Below are 22551 nucleotides of genomic sequence, written 5' to 3'. Positions count from 1 at the left end.
CCGAGATGACACCGTGAATTTTCAAACCCTCACCTTGATCACCCTGCTCGGGCTGGCCGGGCCCTGGCTGGCCTGGCGGCAGTCCTGGCATCTGCCGGTCATCCTGGGCGAACTGCTGGCCGGAATCGTCTGCGGCACCACGGGCTTGCGGCTGCTGCATCCGGAGGACCCGACCTTCACCTTCCTCGCCGATGTCGGTTTCGCGGTGGTCATGTTCGTGGCGGGCACCCATGTGCCGGTGCGCGACGCGTCCATCCGCTCCGCGTTGGGCCGGGGCGCGTTGCGCGCGGCGGCGGTGGGCGTGCTCGCCATGATCGCCGGGCAGGGCATCGCGGTCTGGTTCGACACCGGCCACGGCCTGCTCTACGCGGTGCTGCTGGCCTCCTCCTCGGCGGCCATCGTGCTGCCCATCCTCGATTCGCAGGGGCTGAGCGGAAAATCGGTGCTGGAGTTGACCGCTCAGGTGGCCATCGCGGATGCCGCCGCGGTGGTGGCACTGCCGCTGGTGATCGATCCGGGCAATGCGGGCCGGGCCGCGATCGGCGCGCTGCTGGTGGCCGCGGCGGCGGTGGCCGTCTACTTCTTCCTGCGCTGGATCGAGGATTCCGGCATCCGGCATCGGCTGCACAAGGTGTCGGAGGATCGGCAGTTCGCCCTCGAGCTGCGGGTCAGCCTGGCGCTGCTGTTCGCGCTCGGCGCGCTCGCCACCCGCAGCCACGTCTCGATCATGCTGGCGGGCTTCGCACTCGGCCTGGCGGTGGCGGCGGTCGGGGAGCCGCGCCGGGTCGCCAAGCAGCTGTTCGCCCTCAGCGACGGTTTCCTCGCGCCGCTGTTCTTCGTCTGGCTGGGGGCGCGTCTGAACCTGCGCGAGTTCGGCGACCACCCGCACCTGATCCTGCTGGGCCTGGCGCTGGGCGGCGGAGCCGTCCTCGTGCACGCCCTGATGCGGTTCCTGGGTCAGCCGGTTCCGCTGGGCGCCATCGCTTCCGCGCAGATTGGTGTCCCGGTCGCCGCGGTCACGGTCGGCACCCAACTGCACGTGCTGAAGCCCGGGGAACCGGCAGCGCTCATGCTCGGCGCGTTGCTCACCATCGCGGCCGCCGCCTGGGGCGCGCGGGAGGCCGCGACTACGCAGCCGGGAAGTCCGGCTGCCTCGCAGGGTGATTCGACGGCCTGATCAGTCGCGGCCCAGCAGCTTGTCGGTCTCGCGGCGCTCGCGCTTGGTGGGACGGCCCGCGCCGCGATCGCGATGCGGCATGAGCGCGGTCAGCTGCGGGTCCGGCGGGGGCGGGCTCTTGTCGATCATGATCTGCGCGACCACCGCCGCCCCGACCCGCTTGGTGATGAGTTGCTCGACGATGACGATGCGTTCGGAACCATTGACACGAACGCGGATCTCGTCGCCCGGCTTGAGATTGTGTGCCGGTTTCACGGGCACGCCGTTGACCTTCACATGCCCGGCGCGGCAGGCCGCCGCGGCCGCCGAACGGGTTTTGAAAATGCGCACGGCCCAGGTCCAAGAATCAACTCGGGCCTGGGCCGTAGTGCTCAGTGGAGCAGGGGTCACGCTTCGACGATACTGCGCGACCCGAAGATCGAAAACTTGCGGCTTACGCCTGAATCCGGTTACGCCTGGATCCGGCGAGCGGTGACCACCTGGCTGGGGTGCAGGTTGGTGTAGGAGACCGGGGTGCCGGTCTGCACCGCGTTCAGCAGCTTGCCGTCACCGGCGTAGATGCCGACGTGGCCGCCGCCGTTGGTGATGACGATGTCACCGGGCTGCAGATCCTCGAAGGCGACCGGAGCGCCGACGTTGGACTGCTCGAAGCTGGTGCGGGGCAGCTCGATTCCGGCCTGCTTGTAGGCCCACTGCACGAGGCCGGAGCAGTCGAAGGAGTAGGGCCCGGTCGCGCCCCAGGAGTACTGGGCGCCGACCTTGGTCTCGGCGGCGTGCAGGGCGATATCGCCGACGCTGCTGGACTTCTGCTGGAACAGGGAGGGCAGCTGGAACTGCGGTGCGGCGGGCGCGGCGGCCTGGGGGGCCGGCGCCAGCGCCGTCGCGGCGTCCTTGGCGGCCTGGTTGAACTGCTGCACCTGAGGTGCGAATTGGTCGGGCACATCGAAGTTTCCGATGCCCGGGATGTCAAGGGTCGCGGCGCTGGCGGTGATCGCCGGGAACGCGCCCGTTGTCGTCGCGGCCATCGCACCCATGACGATGGCGCCCTTGACGGAATTCGGAAGTCTAGATTCCCGCTGCAAGCTGTGCTTACCCACTGCGCCGCATCTCCGATCTTGCTGCTGTAACGAAGCGGGCTGCCTCTCCGATGAAGCAACAGACTCCGCTAAGTCACGAGAAGATTACGACTAGGTCCGCCGGTTGTCCACCCGGCGCGAGGGGTGTGTCGCACCTTTTCCAAAATGCCCCGCTGGAAGGCTGATTCGGGGTATAGGGCGATGGATCACGAGACGGTATAGGTGATCGACAGCGCCGTTATCAAGCTCGTCCGGCCGTGATCAACCCTTCGCCTCGACCAGTCGCTCCAGCTCCGCGATCCGCCGGCGCGCGTCCGCCAGCTCCACCTCGAGTTGCCCCAGCGCCATCACCAATGGACCCACCGCGAGATCCGCGACCAGTTGCGGATCGTCGTATCCGCGCTCGATGGCCACCAGGATGTTGTTGCGGATGCGCGCGGCGACGATCGCCTCGGCGGGCACGTTCCAGGATTCGACCACCTCCGCGACGGTGGGTACGGGCATGGCTTCTTCCGACATGAACCCTCCTGCGCTGCATCCACGAACGCTGCATCCCAACGAATCAGGCATAAGGGTAGAGACCCCGGCGGACAACGCGGACACACTGCGCGAACTTCCACCGCGCACACGCCCGGCACACTCGGTGGGCCATAGAGATAGAGCGCCGGTATGCCGATCGATAGCTGTGTCTAGGACCCCCGGTAGACACCCGGATAATCCGCGATTCCCGCGCTACGGTTGGTCCGCATGGACCCCGTCAGGAATCCGTACGCGCCCGGCGCCGGGCAGCGACCACCCGAACTCGCGGGCCGCGACCGGCAGCTCGACGCCTTCGACATCGTGCTGGAGCGGGTGGCGCGCGGGCGCCCGGAGCGCAGCGTGATGCTCACCGGACTGCGCGGGGTCGGAAAGACGGTGCTGCTCAATCAGCTTCGCTCGGCCGCCCGCAACCGCGGCTGGGGCACCGGCAAGCTGGAGGCGCGCCCGGATCAGGAGCTGCGCCGGCCGCTGGCCTCGGCGCTGCACATGGCGGTGCGTTCCATCGCTGTCGCACACCGCAATCCGGAGCAGGTGGACGATTTCCTGGGGATTCTCAAGGCCTTCGCGCTGCGTTCCACGGCGGACAAGGGCATGCGCGATCGCTGGAATCCCGGCATCGACGTGCCCGCGGTGACCGGGCGGGCCGACTCCGGCGATATCGAGATCGATCTGGTGGAGCTGCTCATGGAGGCGGCGGCGCTGGTGCGCGATATCGGCATCGGCATCGCGGTGTTCATCGACGAGATGCAGGATCTGGGCGCGGCCGATATCTCGGCCATCTGCGGGGCCTGCCACGAATTGAGCCAGGACGCCGCGCCTTTGATCGTGGTCGGGGCGGGGCTGCCGCATCTGCCCGCGGTGCTGTCGGCGTCGCGCAGCTACTCCGAGCGGTTGTTCTCCTATCACCGCATCGACCGGCTGGACCGGGAGTCGGCCGATCTGGCGCTCATCGCGCCCGCGGATCGGGAGAGCGTGAAGTACAGCGACGAGGCCCTGGACGCGTTGTACCGCAAGGCCGACGGGTACCCGTACTTCGTGCAGGCGTACGGCAAGGCGACCTGGGACGCGGCGGCGCAGAGTCCGATCACGGCCGAGGATGTGGCGGTGGCCGCGCCGACCGCCGAAGAAGAACTGGCGGTTGGTTTCTTTGGCTCCCGCTACGAGCGGGCGACCCCCGCGGAGCGGGAATACATGCGCGCCATGGCCGATTTGTCCGGCGACGACGGTCCGGTCCCCACCTCGGCCGTCGCCAACGAGCTCGGCCGCAAACCCGCCTCGTTGTCCCCGGCCCGCGACGGGCTGATCAAGAAGGGGCTGATCTATTCGGCCGAGCGCGGCAGCATCGGTTTCACCGTCCCGCATTTCGGCCGATATCTCCGCAGCGTGCAATAACCAAAGGTTAGCCATTTCATCAAGATCTTTCCCTGACAAGGCTTTTCGATCATTGCCGACCCCTACCGGTGGGTAACAAACGCTCCTACACTCGAATGTGATTCTCATCACGGTCGAGGAGGACATCATGGCGACTGCCGCCAAAGTCGACGCCACCGAGGAACAGGCCCGGGCACTGGTCGAGGAATCTCGCGAAACCACCTGGAACAAGCCATCCTTCGCCAAGGAGATGTTCCTCGGCAGGTTCCGGCTCGACCTCATCCATCCCTTCCCGCGCCCCAGCGCGGCGGACGCCGCCAAGACCGAGGCCTACCTGACGCGGCTGCGCGCGTTCTGCGAGACCATCGACGGCGGACGCATCGAGGCCGACGGCCGCATTCCGGACGAATACGTCGAGGGCTTGGCCGAACTCGGATGCTTCGGCCTCAAGATTCCCGAGGAGTACGGCGGCGTCGGGCTGTCCCAGGTCGGCTACAACCGCGCGCTCATGCTGGTCGGCTCCACCCACGGCAGCCTCGGCGTGCTGCTCTCGGCGCACCAGTCCATCGGCGTGCCCGAACCGCTCAAGCTGGCCGGCACCCCCGAGCAGAAGCGAGAGTTCCTGCCGCGCTGCGCCAAAGGCGCGGTCAGCGCCTTCCTGCTGACCGAACCCGATGTGGGTTCCGATCCGGCGCGCATGGCCTCCACCGCCACCCCGACCGCCGACGGCGAGGGCTACGACCTCAATGGCGTGAAGCTGTGGACCACCAACGGCGTGGTCGCCGAACTGCTCGTGGTGATGGCGCGCGTGCCCAAGAGCGAGGGGCATCGCGGCGGTATCTCCGCCTTCATCGTGGAGGCCGACAGCCCCGGCATCACCGTCGAGCGGCGCAACGCCTTCATGGGTCTGCGCGGCATCGAGAACGGCGTCACCCGCATGCACAATGTCCGGGTCCCGAAACGAAACCTGGTGGGGCGCGAGGGCGATGGGCTCAAGATCGCGCTCACCACGTTGAACGCGGGGCGGCTCGCGATTCCGGCCATGTGCACCGCCGCGGCGAAATGGTCGCTCAAGATCGCGCGCGAATGGTCGGCCACGCGCGTGCAGTGGGGCCGTCCGGTCGGTGAGCACGCGGCCGTCGGCAGCAAGATCTCCTTCATCGCCGCGACGACCTTCGCGCTGGAGGCGGTGCTCGACCTGTCGGCCACCATGTGCGACGAGAACCGCAACGACATCCGCATCGAGGCCGCGCTGGCCAAGCTGTGGGCCTCGGAGATGGCCTGCGAGATCGCCGACGAACTGGTGCAGATCCGCGGCGGCCGCGGCTACGAGACCGCCGCCTCGCTCGCGGCCCGCGGTGAAAGGGCGGTGGGCGCAGAGCAAATGGTGCGCGACCTCCGCATCAACCGCATCTTCGAGGGGTCGAGCGAGATCATGCGCCTGCTCATCGCCCGCGAGATGGCCGATGCCCACATGGCCGCGGCCGGCGCGCTGGTGGACCGCAATGCCGAGCTCAAGGACAAGGCCAAGGCGGCGGTGGGCGCGAGCGGCTTCTACGCCAAGTGGTTCCCACAGCTGACCGTCGGCGCGGGCACCGCCCCGGTCACCTACGGCGAATTCGGTCCGCTCGCAAGGCATATGCGGTACGTCGAGCGGATGTCGCGCAAGCAGGCCCGGGCGCTCATGTACGGCATGGCCCGCTGGCAGGCCAAGCTCGAGTACAAGCAGGGCTTCCTCGGCCGCATCGTCGATATCGGCGCGGAACTGTTCGCCATGGCCGCCGCCTGCGTGCGCGCCCAGTCCCTGCGCGTGGCGGGCGATCCCGACGGCGTGGCCGCCGAGGAACTGGCCGACCTGTTCTGCCGCCAGTCCCGGCTGCGGGTCGAGAAGCTCTTCGACGCGCTCTGGTCCAATACCGACGACGCCGACACCGAATTGACCCGCGGCGTCCTCGACGGCCGCTACCGCTTCCTCGAGGGTGGCGCGCTCGACCCGAGCGAGGGCACCGGGCCGTGGATCGCGGAGTGGCAGTTCGGCGAATCCACCGAGAAGAACCTGCTCCGGCCGTTCCTGCCGTCCACGAAGACGGCGGCCACCCAGTAGCCGAAGCCTCGTCAGCGGAATCTGCCGCTATCTAGCAACCCGGCTAGATAGCGGCAGATTCTTATGTCCCGAACTCGCGTCCCGGATTATCTGCTATCTACAGATATCTAGTGCTGTCACTAGATATCTGTAGATAGTGCAAGTTGCCGAGAGGCGACCGGATCCTCCGACAGCGCTGCATAGATCGGCGGCGACAGTTGGACAACTTGTGCATAACGCCAGGTGTGACGGGTTAACGCGAAGGCTATCTCTATCGACAACCGGGCAAGAAGGCGAACTCTTCAGGAGGACGTCATGTCCACAGCCAGCACCCGGGCCGCCGATTTCGACGGCCGCCACATCACCGTCGCCGCTGATGACGGAGTGCCGCTCGCGGTCCGCGAGTTCGGCGCTACCGACGCGCCGGTCACCGTGGTCTTCGTGCACGGCCATTGCCTGCGCGCCGAATCGTGGGCGTTCATGCGCGGGCATCTGCTGCAGACCTGGGGCGATGACACCCACATGGTCTTCTACGACCATCGCGGACACGGGGATTCGGGCTCGGCCGACCCCTCGACCTACACCATCGAACAACTGGCGCGGGATCTGGACGCGGTGCTGCGGGCCGTGGTGCCGACCGGACCCGTTGTGCTGGTGGGTCATTCGATGGGGGCCATGACGGTGATGGCCTTCGCGCGGCTGTACCCGGAGACCATCGGCACCCGGGTGGTCGGCATCGGCCTGCTCTCCAGCGCCGCCAGCGGGGTCACCCGGGTCGGACTGGGCCGGCTGCTGAGCGCGCCCGCGGTCAGCTCGCTGCGGACGGCGGTGCGCAAGGCCCCGCGCGCCATGCAGGCGTCGAAGCACCTGAGCCGCCGCCTCTTCGAGCCGATCATGCGGGACGCCACCCTGGGCACCCGCAAGGTGAGCCCGCGCATGCTGGCGGTGGCGACGGCCATGCTGAACGACACCTCGCTGCTGACGATGGCCAGCTTCCTGGAGTCGCTCATGCGCTTCGACGAGTCCGCGACCCTGCACCGGCTGGGCATGATTCCGGTGCTGGTGCTGGCCGGATCGGCCGACATCATGATCCCGTTCGCGCATTCGGTGGTGCTGGCCTCCCAGGTCGACGACGCCGAGCTGGTGCGGCTCGACGGCGCCGGGCACAGCGTGATCCTCGAACGCGCGGAGGAAGTCGCCGCGGCGGTGGTGGCGCTGGTGGCCCGCGCGACCGCGGCCGCCCGCGGCCAGGACCCGGATTGCGGCCCCGACCGCGGACCGGAATTGGCCATCGCGGGGTAGCTGGAAGATCATCTCGGAGGGCCCGTTTCACGCGATCTGAAACGTCAACGACCGGTTTTTCTCGTCAACGACAGGCCCCTGAGCTGCGAGTACTATCGGCAAACGAGACGGATTGAAATTCATCACGTACTGTGTTGTAGATCACGATGTGTGGTCTGTCACACGGCTCGAGGAGGTTTCGATGACACGCAGCGAGATTGCGGAACTCCGCTACGCGGTCGGCCAGCTCCGGCAGTGCGTAGGCGCACTGCGGTCGCACTACGGCGACGCCGGCACGGTCCGCCGCTTGGAGAACGATCTGGAAAGGCTCGTCATCGACGCCGACGAGTTCGAACAGACGCCGCCGCCGGAAGCGCCGGGCGCCAAGCAGGAGACCATCTACGTCCCCGATGCCAAGCATCAGGAACAGGATTGGCTGGGCGCCCAGGACGAGGGCCTCGGCTTCCACTCCCGTCCTCGCACCGAGTAGACGACCAACCTCTGATTTCAGCGTTGATTGCGGTGGCGGCCGGATCGTTTCGAGCCGGCGCCCCGGAAGCGTGCGCCGAGCGGGGCCTGACTGACCGGCTCCAGATTCGGTGATTCGAAGACCGCGGCCAGCGAGCGGCCGGGGCCGGTCGGGGTGACGGCCAGTCCGAGACCGCCGTCGCGACGTGACAATTCGTGCAGCATGGTGGTGACCATGCGCAGCGCCGACGCGCCCCCCGGATCGCCGAGGGCGATCGCGCCGCCGTGCACATTGAGCAGTTCGCGTTCCTCGAGGCCGAGGGTGTGGGCCAGGGCGAGGACCTCCGCGGCCGTGGTCTCCTCGACCTCCAGCAGATCCAGATCGGACAGGTCGAAACCGCTGCGCCACAACGCCTGTGCCACCGCCGGGGTAGCCGAGGGCACCGGCGCGCCGGGTTCGGCGGCGGCCGTGGCCCAGCCGACCAGATAGGCCATCGGCTCCAGCCCGAGATCGGCCAGCCGCTCCTCGGCGACCACCAGGCAGGCCGAGGCGGCGAGCGTGCGGACACTGCTGTTGCCGACCGTGGTGACCCCGGCGGCATGGAAGGCCGCCAGGGCCGCGAAGGCGCGGGGCGAGACGTCGTCGCGCAGGCCCTCGTCGCGGTCCACCAGTTGCCGCACAGGGGAATTCACGTCGTGGGGGTCGGCGCACACCACCACCGGTGCGGTCTCCGCGCCGAAGATGCCCTGGCGCCGGGCACGGGCCGCGCGGCGGTGGCTGGCGGCGGCGTAGTTGTCGACATCGGCGCGGGTCAGGCCGTAATGGTCGCCGAGCCGGTCGGCGGCCTGCCACTCCCGATGGCCACGGCCGGGTTCGGCGGTCGCCCAGAGCGCCAGGTGCTCGTCGGTGGTGAGGGTGTCGTCGTCCGCCCGGCCGGGGGTAGGCGCGGGCGGGCGCTGCCCGGGACGCCTTGGGCCACTGGCGTATTCGGCACCGACGACGAGCACCACATCGGCCGCACCGGTGTTCACCATCATGGTGGCGGTGATCAGGGCGCGCAGGCCGCCGCCGGGTCCGGGACCGACGGCGAAGTCGCCGAGGACCGGGGACAGTCCCGCGAGGGGCAGTGCGGCGGGCACGGATTCGGGTTCGGGGACGGCGGTGACCACCTGTTCGACGCGCAACGGGTCCAAGCCGGAGCGGCCCAGCACCGCGGTGAGGACCGTGGCGATCAAGCGCTGCGGCGGGACTTCGGACAAGGCTCCGCCCGGCAGTCCCACGGGGGTGCGCATCGGCATCACGATCGCGGCTCGTCTCATCACCGGCTCCCTTCGAACCCTCATCACCGGCTGCCCCGCGGCGGGGGCGGTCTAGCTCAGGGGACAGGCCACCACACGGTTGTTGCTGCCGTGTGACGGTGTGTAACCGGAATATGCGAAGGACTCCGGCCGCACAATGTCCGAAATCTGAATCTTTCTGACATGCCGCCGAGTTCGCGAGATTGCCGTTTGTTCACCGAGCAAACGAAACGCTGGTCGACGCAGGAAATGTGGCGCAAATCACGGGCTGGCGAAATAGCTGTTGCGAGCTCGAGTGATAGCGCCCCTGTCGTAAGGTGCTCACCATCACATTCGATGCCGGAGGTAACGATGACGTTCCACGGGGTAGAGCAGCGAGGCATCCAGCAGTGAGCGCCGCACCAGTCAAGGCTTCTGAATCGAGCACAACCGGGGTTTTCTCGAGGGGCCGGGCCGCCATCGCGGCACGCACGCTCCGCACCGACCGGTGGTGGGTACCGCCGGCCGCGACGGTGGCGGGACTGGCGACGTTCGTCATCTACGCGACCATCAGATCCTTTGTGCGCGCGGCGTATTGGGTGCCGGACTACCACTATCTGACACCGTTCTATTCCCCCTGCCTGAGCGCCTCCTGCGTGGCGGGTTCCACGCATTTCGGGACGCCGATCGGCCATCTGCCGATGTGGATCCCGCTCGGCTTCCTGGTGCTGCCGTTCCTGCTGTTGTTCCGGCTCACCTGCTACTACTACCGCAAGGCCTACTACCGGTCGGTGTGGATGTCGCCGCCCGCCTGCGCGGTGGCCGAGCCGCACGCGAAATACAGTGGCGAGACCAAGCTTCCGCTGATCATCCAGAACGCGCACCGCTACTTCTTCTATGTCGCGGTCATCATCTCGGTGATCAACACCTATGACGCGGTGATCTCCTTCCACGGCAAGGGCGGCGGTTTCGGGCTGGGCCTGGGCACGGTGATCATCACCGGAAACGCCTTGCTGCTGTGGGCCTACACGCTCTCGTGCCACTCCTGCCGCCACATCGCGGGCGGGCGGTTGAAGCACTTCTCGCAGCATCCCGTGCGCTACCGCTTCTGGACCGTGGTCTCGAAGCTCAACACCCGGCACATGCAGCTGGCGTGGACCACCCTGTGCACCCTGATGCTCACCGATTTCTACGTCATGTTGGTGGCGAGCGGAACCATCTCCGATCCTCGCCTGATCGGCTGACGTCCTCTATTCCTCTTCTCTCCCAGGAGTGTTCGGTCCATGCCAGAAGTCGAGCGGCACAAGTACGACGTCGTCGTGATCGGTGCCGGTGGCGCCGGCCTGCGTGCGGTCATCGAGGCCCGTGAGCACGGTCTGTCCGTGGCGGTGGTCTGCAAGTCCCTGTTCGGCAAGGCGCACACCGTCATGGCCGAGGGCGGCTGCGCGGCCGCCATGGGCAATGCCAACGAGAAGGACAGTTGGCAGACCCATTTCAAGGACACCATGCGCGGCGGCAAGTTCCTCAACAACTGGCGGATGGCCGAACTGCACGCGCAGGAGGCCCCCGACCGGGTGTGGGAGCTGGAAACCTATGGGGCGCTGTTCGATCGGACCGCCGACGGCCGGATCAGCCAGCGCAACTTCGGCGGCCACACCTATCCGCGGCTGGCGCACGTCGGCGACCGCACCGGCCTCGAGATCATCCGCACCATGCAGCAGAAGATCGTCTCGCTGCAGCAGGAGGACTTCGCGGCCACCGGCGACTACGAGGCACGGATCAAGATCTTCGCCGAATGCACCATCACCGAACTGCTCAAGGACGGCGACGCCATCTCCGGGGCCTTCGGGTACTGGCGGGAATCGGGCCGCTTCATCCTGTTCGAGACGCCCGCGGTGGTCATCGCGACCGGCGGTGTCGGCAAGTCCTACAAGGTGACCTCGAACTCCTGGGAGTACACCGGCGACGGCCACGCGCTGGCGCTGCGGGCCGGGGCGTCGCTGATCAATATGGAGTTCCTGCAGTTCCATCCGACCGGCATGGTCTGGCCGCCGTCGGTGAAGGGCATCCTCGTGACCGAGGGTGTGCGCGGTGACGGCGGAGTGCTCAAGAACTCCGAGGGCAAGCGGTTCATGTTCGACTACATCCCGCCGGTCTTCAAGGGGCAGTATGCCGAATCCATCGAGGAGGCGGATCAGTGGTTGAAGGACAACGACTCCGCCCGGCGCACACCGGATCTGCTGCCGCGCGACGAGGTCGCGCGCGCCATCAATGAAGAGGTGAAGGCCGGACGCGGCACCGAGCACGGCGGTGTGTACCTCGACATCGCCTCCCGGCTGCCCGCCGAGCAGATCATCAAGCGGCTGCCGTCCATGCACCACCAGTTCAAAGAGCTTGCGGACGTGGACATTACGAAGGAGCCCATGGAGGTCGGGCCGACCTGCCACTACGTGATGGGCGGCATCGAGGTCGACCCCGATACGCAGGCGGCCACCGTGCCGGGCCTGTTCGCGGCGGGCGAGTGCGCGGGCGGCCTGCACGGCTCCAACCGGCTGGGCGGCAACTCGCTGTCGGACCTGCTGGTGTTCGGCCGCCGCGCCGGACTGGGCGCGGCCAGCTACGTCGAACAGCTGGCCGGGCGGCCCAAGATCTCCGACGAGGATCTCGCCGCGGCCGCGAAAGCCGCTGTGACACCGTTCGATCCGCCCGCCGAGGGCGGTCCGGGGGAGAACCCCTACACGCTGCACATGGACCTGCAGCAGACGATGAACGACCTGGTCGGCATCATCCGCAAGGAACACGAGCTGAAGCAGGCCATCGAGAAGCTCTCGGAACTGCGCGACCGCTACGACCACGTCGTGGTGGAGGGGCACCGGCAGTTCAACCCGGGCTGGCATCTCGCCCTGGACATGCGCAACATGCTGCTCATCAGCGAGTGCGTGGCGCAGGGCGCGCTGCTGCGCACCGAGAGCCGCGGCGGCCACACCCGCGACGACCACCCGGGCATGGATCCGGTGTGGCGCAACAAGTTGCTGGTCTGCACGATCGACGCGGATCAGGTCGGGTTCTCGGTCCCGTCGGTGACGGTGACGCCCGAGGACCAGGTGCCCATGCGCGAGGACCTGCTGCGGCTGTTCGACCTGGCCGAGCTCGAAAAGTACTACACCTCCGCGGATCTCGCAGCGCTGCGGGACGACGCTGGAAAGGCGGAATAGCCATGGGTTACGAGGCGAAGTTCAAGGTGTGGCGTGGCGACACCGAGGGCGGCGGCCTGCAGGACTTCACCGTGCTGGTGAACGAGGGTGAGGTGGTGCTCGACATCATCCACCGGCTGCAGGCCACCCAGGCCCCGGACCTGGCGGTGCGCTGGAACTGCAAGGCGGGCAAGTGCGGTTCGTGTTCGGCCGAGGTCAACGGCCGGCCGCGACTGCTGTGTATGACGCGCATGTCGACCTTCACCCAGGAAGAAGTGGTGACGGTGACGCCGATGCGCACCTTCCCCGTCATTCGCGACCTGGTCACCGATGTCTCCTTCAATTATCAGAAGGCGCGCGAGGTGCCGTCGTTCACGCCGCCGGTGGATCTGAAACCGGGCGAGTACCGGATGCAGCAGGCCGATGTGGAACGGTCGCAGGAATTCCGCAAGTGCATCGAATGCTTCCTGTGCCAGAACACCTGTCACGTGGTGCGCGATCACGAGGACAACAAGCACGCATTCTCCGGTCCGCGATACCTGATGCGTATTGCCGAACTCGAAATGCATCCCTTGGATGTCGGGGATCGGCGTGACCTGGCACAAGAGGATGCGGGCCTGGGCCTGTGCAATATCACCAAGTGCTGCACGGAAGTTTGCCCAGAGCACATCAAGATCACCGATAATGCCCTGATTCCGCTCAAGGAACGGGTCGTGGACAGGAAGTACGACCCGATCGTCTGGCTGGGCAACAAGCTGTTCCGGCGTTAGCTGGGAAGATCACGAAACGGCTGCCGTTCGACAACAGAAGGATGTTTGCGCACGATAAGCATGGGTATCCAACTATTCGTGGACCGAGGACTGAAGAATGCGCGTCCCCGGTACCGGAATTTGGGTCCCCATGACTGGGTCGAACGGCTGATCGTAGGGATGCTCTTCGCGGTATCGGCGATGGGCGTATACGTATTGACCGGCGCTTTGATTCCCGCCCTGGCGATCGGCGTGCTCGTCGCCGCCGTCGCCATCGGGGTCGTCGCAATCCTCTGAGATGGCAGCGAACCGCTGAGAGAGGGTTCACGGGCGGGGCCCGGGAACCCTCCGTTCAGGGAATCACCCTTCGAACACACCGTTTTCGATACCCGCGGTGAACGAGCGCCATTCCGCCGCGCCGAACACCAGCGCGGGGCCCTGCGGATTCTTGCTGTCCCGCACACCCACTCGGTCCGCGGACAGGAATGCCACTTCGACGCATTCCTTGCCGGCCCCGCTGCGGCTGCTCTTGAACCAGCGGGCCCCGGAAAGCTCCACACTCATGCCGAATACTCCTTCGCCACCTGTCTGAGCAGGTTTCTACTGTCCTGGACGTCCAGCGCGCAGCTCTGCAGGCCGTCTTGCGCCCGGCGATAGCGCTGCACATCGCCTTGTCTCTCGAGATACAGATCGCCGGTGAATCCCTCCACGTAGACCACCGGGGGCTCCACCGGCTGCCCCTTGCCATCGGTTCCGAACTCCAGAATCACGAACGGACCGGTCGAAAGTCCCAGTGGGACACCGGCGGCGAAGGGCAGGATACGCAGGCCGACATTGGGCCGGGTGCTCAGTTCCGCCAAGTGCCGCACCTGCGCCGCCATCACCCTTGCACCTCCCACCAGACGGCGCAATACCGATTCGTGCAACACCATGGCGACCTGTGCCGGCCGGGTGCGGCGGGTGATCATCGCCTGGCGCTGCATGCGCAGCTGAACCCGCCGATCCACTTCCGCCACCGTCTCTTCCGGATATCCGAGCCGGTTCAGGGCCCTTGCGTAGTCGGCGGTCTGCAGCAGGCCCGGCACCAATTCCGATTGGTAGCAGGACAACTGCTGCGCGGATGCCTCCAGACCCACGTAGACGTCGAAGTTCTCCGGAATGAGATCGCCGTAGGAGTGCCACCAGCTCTTGACGGCCGCCTGCTGCGCCAAACCCTTGAGCCCCTCGGCGATTTCGGCCGGGATGCCGTAGATCCGGCACAGCTCCTGGATGTCGATGGTGCGGATGCGATCGGCGTTGCCCTTCTCCAGCCGCTGTAAGGTGCTCGCCCCCCACTCCATCAGCTTGGCCGCCTCGGCGATGGTGAGTCCTGCCTGGATGCGCCAGTCGCGCAGGTAGCGACCGAGCTGGCGGCGGGGCAGGGTGGAGGACGCGGGACCTTCTGACACAACACGCTCCATTCGCGGTCGCGGGCATGGATCGGGGTTGGCGGCGGGGGGATCGGGGCCCGTTACCAGGGGCGGGCCTCGTCCACTATGGAGAATCGTCCTCCCCCAGGTGGATTCGCTGCTGGGAATTCGCGCAATTTTGCGTTCTCCTTGTCGAAATTCGCCCGCTTGGCGTCTGCTCGTGGTGTGCTAGATGTGTGCCCGGAGTGGTGTAGCTAGGCCCCTTTCCTTTCCTGAATCTCCGGGCACTTCAGGAACCGCGGGAAGTAGGAGTGGTCTGGACATGCAACTGACGTCCCTGAATATGCACATCGCCATCCTGTCGCGCTGCCGCCGGGATCCGGGGGTGATGAGCGCCGAACAAGCCCACGCGGCAATGCAATTGCACCTCGATTGCACGGTGGCAACCTGCAAGGTCCGCCGGCGCGCGCGGGCGACCCTGGTCGAGGAAGGGCGATGCGTGCTCGACGAGCGCGCCCTGCCATGACCGTCACGGCGGTGCGAAGGACAGGCTGCGATCGGGTCGTGTTCCGGCTGCTGTGGCTGGTCCTCGACCTTCGCTCCGCACTATCCCGTTCCCGCAGAGCTTCGCGACCGGTGGCGGTCAGGGGAAGGCCCCCGGTCGCGATAAACGCTGCCGCACAGCGCTTTCGAACGCCCCGCGCCTAACCTCCGGGTTGCGGTGGCGCCGTCCCCATCGCGTGCAGCAGCGCGGTTCGGCCCTCCCGCTCCACAGACGGCGGGCGGGCCGAACCGCACCCAAGACGCGGTGTGACGCCTACTCTGGAATTCACCGCGCTTTCCGCCGAAGGCGCAGTGCCCGGGGTGGAGGGGAACACCGTTGTTGGCCTTCGAACAACCGGACGCGCCTACCTGCCGGACGGCGTCCGTGTCGGATCTGGACGCGATCCGCGGTCTGGAGGTGGCTGTCTTCGGCCACACCTCCTATCCGTATTTCGTTCTGCGGCAACTCTTCGAGCTGCACGGAGCAAACTGGACGGTTGCTGAAGAGTCCGGAAGAGTCTGCGGTTACGTGCTCACCGCCATCGGCAGCGAACGTACCGCATGGTTTCTGGGGTTTGCCGTGGCACCGGAATGCCGCAGCCGCGGCTACGGCCGGGCACTGCTGGAAGCCGCGCTCGCGCAGTGCCGCAGCACCGAGGTGGACCAGATCTTCCTGACCGTCAATCCCGCCAATCGGGCCGCCTACCGGCTCTACAAGGAGGTCGGATTCGTCTGGGAGCACCACGAACCGGCCTACTTCGGACCCGATGAGCCACGAGATGTGCTGGTGCACAGGATTTATCATTGATCATGCTCGAGAAAAGCCCGCCTCCGTCGAGATTCGTGGAGGACATGAGCACCCGCATCCGACGGCGCGCCGATACCTATGCCGACAGCGTCACCGAATTCCTCGAGCAGGAGCACCGCCAGCGCCGCCGCACCACCGAGACGCCACTGCTGGACCTGTTCACCCTGCACACCGAGGCCGTGGTGGAGACCTACGATCCACCCGGAATCCGCAGGGCGAGTGACAGTCTCGTCTTCACCGGCATCTATGCCCCGCTGCTGACGCACACGGCCACCGCGACTCCGGCGCCGATGGCGGTGAACGCCCTGCTGGCGGCCCTCATCGCGGCCGAGGTGGAGTTCCGCGGCCCGCTGCGGCTGAGCCGCACCCAGAACCGGCTGCTGGCCGAGGTCTACGAAAGGCTCGGCCCGCCACTGGTACAGGCCGGGCTCCCCGCGCACGCGGTGCTGGCGTATCGGCGCGCGGGCAGCCTCTATCGGATCGATGAGGACACCGATGCCGAGGACCGCTGCGGGCTGGCGCAGGCCCGTGCCCGGCGGCTGGCGCAGCCGGTGGGGTGGAAGCGAATCGGCGGGCTGATCCCGGATCTGATCTGCGGCTACGGCTATCGCCCGTTCCGCATGCTGTGGTTCGTCGCCGTCCAGCTGTTGGTGTTCGTGGGCGCGGTGCTGTTGCGCGCGGATCAGCCGCCCGCGGTGACCGTGTTCCAGGTGCTGATGAACTACCTGAATCCGCTGGGCGTCGGCGACACGCTGAATCTGCGGGTCGGCGGGCGCGCGATCTTCGTGATCGAGAGCTATCTGGGCGCGGTCACCATGTCGGTGTTCTTCGCGCTGCTGGTCCGGCGCTGGTTCCGGCTCTGAACGCCCGGGGGCGCCCCCGCGCTCACCACTGCACGGTGCTGATCTTGGCGCTGCGCAAGGCTTCCAAGGTCGCCACCGCCAGCCGGTCGCGCAACTGGCCGACCTGCGCGGTCCACTGCCGGGTGAAGCCCGGATCCTTCTCCAGCCGCTCCCACAGATCGCTCACCCGCGACGAGGTGTGCGCGCCCGGCATCCACAGGTGCACGAGTTGTTCCAGCAGCGGCGCCAGCTGCTCGGCGGTATCCCGATCGGCCGAGGGGCGATCGGCGTCGGACAGGGCCGCGCCGAGCATGGACAGCAGCCAGTCGTGGACGGCCAGGTCCTCGCAGAAGCGTTGCACCACTTCGAGATCCCGGGCCGTCGGCACGAGAATCAGTACAGACCTGGCGGTCTCGTCCTCCAGCCGCAGCGAGATGAAGGCGCGCCGCGACGTGCCGCCCAGCGGCGGCGCCACCCGGGCGGCCCAGCGCAGCCGGGTCGCGCCCGAACGCACCGGCGGTCGCTGATCCAAACGCCGATCGGTGCGCACCCGGGTCAGCAGCCGGTCGCTGATCGACCCCAGATCCAGAGTGTTCGGCGCTGATTTCTCCAGGAATCCCGCGGTGAGATCGACGGCCGCCGAAGCGTCGTCGGTCATGCGGTGCCAGACCTCCAGCGTCCCCACCCGGGTCAGGTAGTGCGACCAGGGCCGCCGATCCTTGTCCTCGGTGCGCACCACCGTCGAGCACGCGGAACTCTGCACCACCCGGCCGCCGACCAGCACCGCGTGCGCGGCCACCGTCCCCACCGCGCGGGTCTCCTTCTGCGACGCCGTCGCCAGCTTGCAGTCGACGCCGACCGCCGACATGGGCGAAACCGCCAGTGGCAGTGGGCGTTCCCGCATCGAGACCCGCCGCCCGGGCAGCAGCGACAACAGCGCCGCGGCCTCGCGGGCCGCCAGTCCCCCCGAATTCGGCAACAGTGCGGTGCGCACCTCCCCCAACAGCACCAGCGGATCACTCATACCGCAGTCACCTCAGACATCCCCGAGGAAGAGGTGATTCAGCCGCCGGGTGGCGGGCCACGGCACCGTCACCGGATTGCGTTCGTTCGCACCGCGTTCCACCAACTTGGCCTGCACATCCTCGTCCAGTTGCAGATGGTCGAGAATCACCCGCACGGCGTGCTCGATACCCAGATAGCTGTAGGGCAGCACGGACAGCGCGCGGTACGCCGCGAAGGGTTTGGCGGCCGGATTCAACTGCACCACCGCGGGCAGTCGCGACCATTCGCTCGGCCACGGGTCGTTCCACGCCACCGGAGCCGCCACCACCGCGCCCTCGTCGCGAATCATGCCCAGCCGCAACAACTGCCAGATGGCGGCGAGGAACGGGCACGACCACAGGATCCGTTCCACCCGCGCGCCCGCGACCTCCTCGAGCTGGCGACTCCACAGCTGCACATCCAGGAAGATGGAGTGATTGCGCGCGCCGAACTCCTCCGGCGGCCGGTAGCGCGCGATCCGCATCGCCTGTCCGGCATCGTATTCCGAGGATCGGCGGCCGTTGCAGAGCCAGCCGGACTCCACCGTCGGCGGGCGGCGGCCGGTGCCGTCGCGTTCGGGCTCGGCGACGATCCGCGCGGACATCATCTCCGCCAGCCGGATCGGCTCGCCGACCGGCTCCCCGTCCCGGAACATCGGCACTTCGGCGCATCCGGCCTCGCGGGCCAGATAGTCGATGGGGACGTCGCATTCCCGCGCGGCATCGAGCAGCTTGGTGAGGATGACCTCGGGTTCACCCCCCGGGCGGGCCTCGCGACCGCTCCCGGTTCTGGTCCAGAAATAGTCGTCGACCAGAAAGCAGGTGCTCACCCGCGCGCCCGCGCCGAATTCCGCGACGGCCGCGGCCTGCTGCGCCTTCACGATCGGGGCCACCTTGCGCAGTTGTGCGCGAATGCGGTCGACACCGTTGACGAGTTCGTCCATGTAGAAGTGCCCGACCTCGATGGACAGATGCGACAGCGGCTGTCCCTCCACGCGGCTGCGCTCGCCGGCCTCGCTGTAGTCGGTCGCGGAACTCATCTGCGCACCTCCACCTGTTCCCAGACGGCGTCGTTCACGAGCTTCTCGGTCAGCTCCCGGAACGCCGCCACCGTCGCGGCATTGGCCACGTGCGCGGCCACGTCCACATCAAGGATCACCTGTTCCCGGCACTGCAGCATCGGTTCCACCGGGATCGTCCCGAGTATCCCGCTCTCGCCCATGCCGTGCCGGTTCGCCGCGCGGGTCAGGGTGTTGTGCTGTTCCTGCAGCCAGGCGGCCTGCGCCGGGCGCAATCCGGTGGCCGCGTTGAGCTCCGGCACGGCGGTGCGCACGAAACGCAGCGCGGCCATCAGCTCGGTCCGGTCGTGCCCCCACACCTCGCCCGTCGCCAGCACGCCGTTCTCGTCGTAGACCAGGCCGCGCGCGGCGGCGATGTGCTGACGCGTCCAGCGGTGGAAGATCAGCCACCGGCACACCGCCTGCGACAGCTGCGGGCGCTTGGTCGCGCTCAACGCCAGCGCCAGCGCGATGGACCGGCCCGCGCTCAGATCCACGAACGTGATGTCGAATTCCTGTTCACAGGTGGCGAACAGGGCCGCGCAGCGATCGATCATCCAATCGTCGAGCGTGGTGAATTCCGAACCGCCGAGGTCACCGGGGAACAGCACCAGCCGCCCGGACGGATGCCGGGAGCGGCTGAGCTCGAGGCGGTCGGTCTCCGAGCGCACGCTGAGCCGGGCGGGCGTCCCGTTCTCGTCGAGCAGGAACGCGTGCAGGCCCGAACCGTCGCGCACGCCGTTGTCGATCCGGCTGATCTCGAAAGTGCCACCCGCCGTGGGCGATCCGAAGTCGAAATCCAGATAGGCGACCTTGTGGCCCTTCATGCTCAGCCAGTACGCCATATTGCAGCTGGTGACCGAGCGGCCGGTGCCGCCCTTGTCGGAGGCGGAGAACACGAGCACGGTCACACACTCCTGGTGGCGTCGAAGCGGGCGTAGGCGAGTTCGTCCAGTTCCAGCAGCGCCTGCGAGGCGAGACTCACCGCGGTGCCGGGGCGTTCGTCGATGAGCTCGCGGGCGCGTTCCAGGCGCTGCTCGGCCAGCACCAGGGCGGTGCGGCCCGCGGACACGTCGACCTCGCTGAGCTCCAGCATCTCCCGGTTGAGCAGGTGCTCGGCCTCCATCAGCAGTTCCATGGCGCGGGTCACCGAGGTCGGCGAACGCAGCGGCGGCTCCCGGTACATGCGGGCGGCGGTCACCATGCACTCGACCACCCGCTCGGTGAGATACCAGGAGGGCAAAGGGTTTTCGGCGGTGCCGAAGATGCGGCTGGGGTCGTCCCAGAGTCCGGTGGCCGGGCCCGCGCGGAAGGCGCGCAGATCCAGATGGTCCATGGTGGCCTGGGCCAGCGCCATCAGCTGATCGCGGGTCTCGACCGTGCCCGAGAGCCGTGCCGCCTGCAGCGTGCGCTTCAAAAGCACGGTGGCGTAATCGGATACGGTCCACAGCAGCAGCGGACCGCCGAGCTCCTCGCTGCCCAGCAGGCGCAGGCTCACGCCCGGGGTGTGCATGATGCGGGCGGGATCGTCCTCGGTGAAACGGCGGATGATGCGGCCGCGCCGGGCCAGTTCGTCGAAGATCGTCGCGGCCCGGTCCAGGTCGTCGTCATTGGCCTCGCGGTTGAGCAGATCCTGCATGAGCACGGCGGACACGATGAGACTGAAGTAGTCGGACTCCTCGCCGTCGGAGGTGCGCCACGGAATGTCCTCGAGCGGCCAGCGTCCATTTCCGAAGCGCGCCACCGCCGCCCAGTAGCGCTGCGCCAGATCCCAGCGCAGCTGCAACGCCTCGGCCAGGCGGCGCTGCTGACCGTTGAGCAGGTCGAGCTCGCGGGTGCGCACCGAGGTGAGGTCGTTGATGCCGTCCAGGGCCACCACCGTGAAATGCAGGTAGGGCCGGGCGATGGCGTAGCCGGTCTGATCGGCGATGTCCATGTCCACGAAGTCGATGGCCGCGGCCTTGCGCACGATGGCCCAGCTCCAACCGCATTCGAACAGCATGTCCTCGCTGTCGAGATCCACGCCCTCGACCTGGCTGAGGGTGGCGTCGTTGCGTAGTCGGATCCGGACCCGGTCCAGCCGCTGCTGCACCGCGTGCACCACCGCCTCGGTGGGGCCGCCGGTCTGATTGAGCATGGACAGCATCGCCATCCCGGCCTCGGACTTCGGGGAGACGGTGTTCACCACGAAGCTGCGGATCAGGCCCACCATGGCGGCGGTGAGCCGGACATTCACGCGCGCGTCGAGCGCCTCGATGCGCGGCAGCACCTCCACCGCGAGCCGGGTGCGGCGGCCCACCGCCAGCTCGGCCACCGGACCGCGGAAGCCGCGCAGGAACTTCAGCGCCGCCAGGCACAGGGTCAGCGACATCGAATAGGAGTCGACGACATCCAGCGCGCGCTGCTCGACGGTCGGCTCGTCGCCGTCGGAGGAGGCCAGATAGCTGCCCGCCGCGAAGATCGGCAGCTCGTCGGGGGTGCCGGGTTCTCCCCGGGTGTGCCGGTCGATGTACTCCTCGAGCAGCCACACCACCCGCTCGCCGATGCGCAGGCCGCTGTCGCCCAGCGGCGAGAGCACCGCGCGGATGTCGTCGGCGATCTCGTCCGGGCGCTCCAGCCCGAACCCGTCGATCTCGGTGGCCGGATACAGCAGGCACAGCAGCTGTTCGGCGTCGCTGATCGAGTTCGAGCCGTTGCGCCCGCCCCAGACCCAGGCTTCATCCTGGTAACACGCGGTCAGCAGTGACCGCCAGACACTGAGGATCTGTTCCCGTGGCTTGATTCGCATCGACGCCTGCCCCTGCCCTGTCGTGGCCAGCCCCGCCGGTAGTGCTTTGAACGAGCGCGGCTGAAACTATCATGCGCCAGGCCCGTGCACCGGGTGGAAGGCAGCACCGAAATCGCGTCGGGCACAGGGCAATATCGGGCAGATCGGGCGTGGGTCGAACGTCCCGCGGGGCCGCGCCGGTAGCGTCGCCGAGCGTGAGACGCAGACGCGCCGCGATCGGCTATGTCCTGCTCCTGCCCAGCCTGATCGGAGTGGGCGGGTTCCTGCTGCTGCCCATCGCGGTGGTGCTGTGGCTGAGCGTGCACAGCTGGAACCTGTTGGGACCCATCAGCTTCAGCGGCTGGAGCAACTGGCGGTCGGTACTCGGCGACCGGCAGTTCGGGCATTCGATCCTGGTGACGCTGGCACTGACGGCGATCGTGGTGCCGGTGCAGACGGCGCTGGGATTCACCGTGGCCGCCCTGGTGGCACGCCGCGGGGCGGGCGGGACCGTGCTGCGGGTGATCTACGCGCTGCCGTGGATGTGCGCGCCGGTCGCGGTGGGCGTGGTGTGGCAGTGGATCTTCGCGCCCACGGGCGGGGCGTTGAACGCGCTGCTGGGACGGCGGGTGGAATGGCTGAGCTCGCCGACGCTCGCGCTACCGGCGGTGGCCTCGGTGATCGTGTGGATGAATGTCGGCTACGTGGCGCTGTTCTTCGTCGCGGGCATCCGGGCCATCCCCGGCGAGATACTGGACGCGGGGGCGTTGCGCTGCGACTGCCGGAGTCCGGACGGGCGCACGACGCGGATTGGGTCGACGACATCGAACCGCTGGCCGCACTGCTCACCGGCGGACGAACCAT

Annotated in this window: 23 protein-coding genes; 13 read left to right on the top strand and 10 right to left on the bottom strand. The window is 67.7% G+C overall.

The features are described 5' to 3' along the window. The first annotated feature begins 13 nt into the window (after nt 1-13). Entirely contained in the window at nt 14-1177 is a 1164-nt protein-coding gene (locus ACWELQ_RS03280; RefSeq protein ID WP_452395399.1) for a cation:proton antiporter, read from the top strand. Here ACWELQ_RS03280 and ACWELQ_RS03275 read toward each other — a convergent pair whose 3' ends face one another. The 3 genes from ACWELQ_RS03275 to ACWELQ_RS03265 form a co-directional block, all read right to left on the bottom strand. After that, complete coding sequence (locus tag ACWELQ_RS03275) at nt 1178-1552, bottom strand: RNA-binding S4 domain-containing protein (RefSeq protein WP_452395411.1); 375 nt, start codon at nt 1550-1552, stop codon at nt 1178-1180. It lies immediately after the preceding gene. 74 nt (nt 1553-1626) lie between these two features. Further along, nucleotides 1627-2274, bottom strand: coding sequence for a C40 family peptidase (locus tag ACWELQ_RS03270; RefSeq protein ID WP_452395398.1), 648 nt, complete (start codon nt 2272-2274; stop codon nt 1627-1629). A 240-nt stretch (nt 2275-2514) separates the two neighbouring features. Next, complete coding sequence (locus tag ACWELQ_RS03265) at nt 2515-2772, bottom strand: hypothetical protein (protein ID WP_452395397.1); 258 nt, start codon at nt 2770-2772, stop codon at nt 2515-2517. Nucleotides 2773-3000: 228 nt separating this feature from the next. Between ACWELQ_RS03265 and ACWELQ_RS03260 the strand changes: the two genes are divergently transcribed. The 4 genes from ACWELQ_RS03260 (at nt 3001) to ACWELQ_RS03245 (ending at nt 8018) form a co-directional block, all read left to right on the top strand. After that, complete coding sequence (locus ACWELQ_RS03260) at nt 3001-4185, top strand: AAA family ATPase (RefSeq protein ID WP_452395396.1); 1185 nt, start codon at nt 3001-3003, stop codon at nt 4183-4185. Nucleotides 4186-4312: 127 nt separating this feature from the next. Further along, on the top strand, nt 4313-6268 hold the full coding sequence (locus ACWELQ_RS03255) for an acyl-CoA dehydrogenase family protein (protein WP_452395395.1): 1956 nt from the start codon (nt 4313-4315) through the stop codon (nt 6266-6268). A 294-nt stretch (nt 6269-6562) separates the two neighbouring features. Beyond that, nucleotides 6563-7549 carry an alpha/beta fold hydrolase gene (locus ACWELQ_RS03250; RefSeq protein WP_452395394.1) on the top strand — a complete coding sequence of 329 codons (987 nt, stop codon included), beginning with the start codon at nt 6563-6565 and terminating at the stop codon, nt 7547-7549. Nucleotides 7550-7730: 181 nt separating this feature from the next. Then, nucleotides 7731-8018: a hypothetical protein gene (locus ACWELQ_RS03245; RefSeq protein ID WP_452395393.1), complete on the top strand. Its 288-nt coding sequence runs from the start codon at nt 7731-7733 to the stop codon at nt 8016-8018. A 17-nt stretch (nt 8019-8035) separates the two neighbouring features. Here the strand turns inward: ACWELQ_RS03245 and ACWELQ_RS03240 are convergent, their stop codons facing one another. Beyond that, a complete protein-coding gene (locus ACWELQ_RS03240) occupies nt 8036-9316 on the bottom strand; it encodes a thiolase family protein (RefSeq protein ID WP_452395392.1) in 1281 nt (426 codons plus the stop codon). Between the two features lie 368 nt (nt 9317-9684). Between ACWELQ_RS03240 and ACWELQ_RS03235 the strand changes: the two genes are divergently transcribed. The 4 genes from ACWELQ_RS03235 (at nt 9685) to ACWELQ_RS03220 (ending at nt 13514) form a co-directional block, all read left to right on the top strand. Further along, the gene (locus ACWELQ_RS03235; RefSeq protein WP_452395391.1) at nt 9685-10518 is read left to right on the top strand and encodes a hypothetical protein; all 834 of its coding nucleotides are present in this window, start codon (nt 9685-9687) and stop codon (nt 10516-10518) included. A 39-nt stretch (nt 10519-10557) separates the two neighbouring features. Further along, entirely contained in the window at nt 10558-12489 is a 1932-nt protein-coding gene (locus ACWELQ_RS03230; protein ID WP_452395390.1) for a fumarate reductase/succinate dehydrogenase flavoprotein subunit, read from the top strand. Between the two features lie 2 nt (nt 12490-12491). Continuing rightward, nucleotides 12492-13238: a succinate dehydrogenase/fumarate reductase iron-sulfur subunit gene (locus ACWELQ_RS03225; protein WP_452395389.1), complete on the top strand. Its 747-nt coding sequence runs from the start codon at nt 12492-12494 to the stop codon at nt 13236-13238. A 78-nt stretch (nt 13239-13316) separates the two neighbouring features. Beyond that, nucleotides 13317-13514: a hypothetical protein gene (locus tag ACWELQ_RS03220; RefSeq protein ID WP_452395388.1), complete on the top strand. Its 198-nt coding sequence runs from the start codon at nt 13317-13319 to the stop codon at nt 13512-13514. 63 nt (nt 13515-13577) lie between these two features. Here the strand turns inward: ACWELQ_RS03220 and ACWELQ_RS03215 are convergent, their stop codons facing one another. Together ACWELQ_RS03215 and ACWELQ_RS03210 are read right to left on the bottom strand one after the other, a co-directional pair. Then, nucleotides 13578-13781, bottom strand: a complete 204-nt coding sequence (locus ACWELQ_RS03215) for a DUF397 domain-containing protein (protein ID WP_452395387.1) — start codon at nt 13779-13781, stop codon at nt 13578-13580. Next, on the bottom strand, nt 13778-14665 hold the full coding sequence (locus ACWELQ_RS03210; RefSeq protein ID WP_452395386.1) for a helix-turn-helix domain-containing protein: 888 nt from the start codon (nt 14663-14665) through the stop codon (nt 13778-13780). Before ACWELQ_RS03210 ends, ACWELQ_RS03215 begins: the two co-directional genes overlap by 4 nt. Before the next feature lie 283 nt (nt 14666-14948). On the opposite strand from ACWELQ_RS03210, the gene ACWELQ_RS03205 reads away from it, so the two are divergent. The 3 genes from ACWELQ_RS03205 (at nt 14949) to ACWELQ_RS03195 (ending at nt 16840) form a co-directional block, all read left to right on the top strand. Next, nucleotides 14949-15152 carry a hypothetical protein gene (locus ACWELQ_RS03205; RefSeq protein ID WP_452395385.1) on the top strand — a complete coding sequence of 68 codons (204 nt, stop codon included), beginning with the start codon at nt 14949-14951 and terminating at the stop codon, nt 15150-15152. A 402-nt stretch (nt 15153-15554) separates the two neighbouring features. Beyond that, nucleotides 15555-15977, top strand: coding sequence for a GNAT family N-acetyltransferase (locus ACWELQ_RS03200; protein ID WP_452395384.1), 423 nt, complete (start codon nt 15555-15557; stop codon nt 15975-15977). Between the two features lie 44 nt (nt 15978-16021). Beyond that, a complete protein-coding gene (locus tag ACWELQ_RS03195) occupies nt 16022-16840 on the top strand; it encodes a hypothetical protein (protein WP_452395383.1) in 819 nt (272 codons plus the stop codon). Nucleotides 16841-16862: 22 nt separating this feature from the next. On the opposite strand, the gene ACWELQ_RS03190 is transcribed toward ACWELQ_RS03195, so the two are convergent. The 4 genes from ACWELQ_RS03190 to ACWELQ_RS03175 are packed head-to-tail and all read right to left on the bottom strand — an operon-like array spanning nt 16863 to nt 21708. Continuing rightward, entirely contained in the window at nt 16863-17843 is a 981-nt protein-coding gene (locus ACWELQ_RS03190; protein WP_452395382.1) for an SCO2521 family protein, read from the bottom strand. 12 nt (nt 17844-17855) lie between these two features. Next, nucleotides 17856-18902 (bottom strand): SCO2522 family protein, encoded by a 1047-nt coding sequence (locus ACWELQ_RS03185; protein WP_452395381.1) that lies wholly within the window; start codon nt 18900-18902, stop codon nt 17856-17858. Further along, on the bottom strand, nt 18899-19831 hold the full coding sequence (locus tag ACWELQ_RS03180) for an SCO2523 family variant P-loop protein (RefSeq protein ID WP_452395380.1): 933 nt from the start codon (nt 19829-19831) through the stop codon (nt 18899-18901). The genes ACWELQ_RS03185 and ACWELQ_RS03180 overlap by 4 nt, the downstream gene beginning before the upstream one ends. Next, entirely contained in the window at nt 19828-21708 is a 1881-nt protein-coding gene (locus ACWELQ_RS03175) for an SCO2524 family protein (protein WP_452395379.1), read from the bottom strand. Before ACWELQ_RS03175 ends, ACWELQ_RS03180 begins: the two co-directional genes overlap by 4 nt. Before the next feature lie 194 nt (nt 21709-21902). Between ACWELQ_RS03175 and ACWELQ_RS03170 the strand changes: the two genes are divergently transcribed. Then, the coding region (locus ACWELQ_RS03170) for a carbohydrate ABC transporter permease (protein WP_452395378.1) at nt 21903-22551 on the top strand (649 nt) is incomplete at its 3' end.

The organism is Nocardia sp. NPDC004722 (assembly GCF_053601505.1).
Note: the sequence above shows the minus strand (reverse complement) of the source record. Positions and strands in the feature narration are given on the sequence as shown.

Bases quoted from the DNA above. Each gene is read 5' to 3' on its own strand.
- ACWELQ_RS03250 (WP_452395394.1), top strand. From the start codon at position 6,563: ATGTCCACAGCCAGCACCCGGGCCGCCGATTTCGACGGCCGCCACATC.
- ACWELQ_RS03225 (WP_452395389.1), top strand. From the start codon at position 12,492: ATGGGTTACGAGGCGAAGTTCAAGGTGTGGCGTGGCGACACCGAGGGC.
- ACWELQ_RS03245 (WP_452395393.1), top strand. From the start codon at position 7,731: ATGACACGCAGCGAGATTGCGGAACTCCGCTACGCGGTCGGCCAGCTC.
- ACWELQ_RS03265 (WP_452395397.1), bottom strand. From the start codon at position 2,772: ATGTCGGAAGAAGCCATGCCCGTACCCACCGTCGCGGAGGTGGTCGAA.
- ACWELQ_RS03255 (WP_452395395.1), top strand. From the start codon at position 4,313: ATGGCGACTGCCGCCAAAGTCGACGCCACCGAGGAACAGGCCCGGGCA.
- ACWELQ_RS03260 (WP_452395396.1), top strand. From the start codon at position 3,001: ATGGACCCCGTCAGGAATCCGTACGCGCCCGGCGCCGGGCAGCGACCA.
- ACWELQ_RS03230 (WP_452395390.1), top strand. From the start codon at position 10,558: ATGCCAGAAGTCGAGCGGCACAAGTACGACGTCGTCGTGATCGGTGCC.
- ACWELQ_RS03240 (WP_452395392.1), bottom strand. From the start codon at position 9,316: ATGAGACGAGCCGCGATCGTGATGCCGATGCGCACCCCCGTGGGACTG.
- ACWELQ_RS03215 (WP_452395387.1), bottom strand. From the start codon at position 13,781: ATGAGTGTGGAGCTTTCCGGGGCCCGCTGGTTCAAGAGCAGCCGCAGC.
- ACWELQ_RS03190 (WP_452395382.1), bottom strand. From the start codon at position 17,843: ATGAGTGATCCGCTGGTGCTGTTGGGGGAGGTGCGCACCGCACTGTTG.
- ACWELQ_RS03195 (WP_452395383.1), top strand. From the start codon at position 16,022: ATGAGCACCCGCATCCGACGGCGCGCCGATACCTATGCCGACAGCGTC.
- ACWELQ_RS03205 (WP_452395385.1), top strand. From the start codon at position 14,949: ATGCAACTGACGTCCCTGAATATGCACATCGCCATCCTGTCGCGCTGC.
- ACWELQ_RS03175 (WP_452395379.1), bottom strand. From the start codon at position 21,708: ATGCGAATCAAGCCACGGGAACAGATCCTCAGTGTCTGGCGGTCACTG.
- ACWELQ_RS03185 (WP_452395381.1), bottom strand. From the start codon at position 18,902: ATGAGTTCCGCGACCGACTACAGCGAGGCCGGCGAGCGCAGCCGCGTG.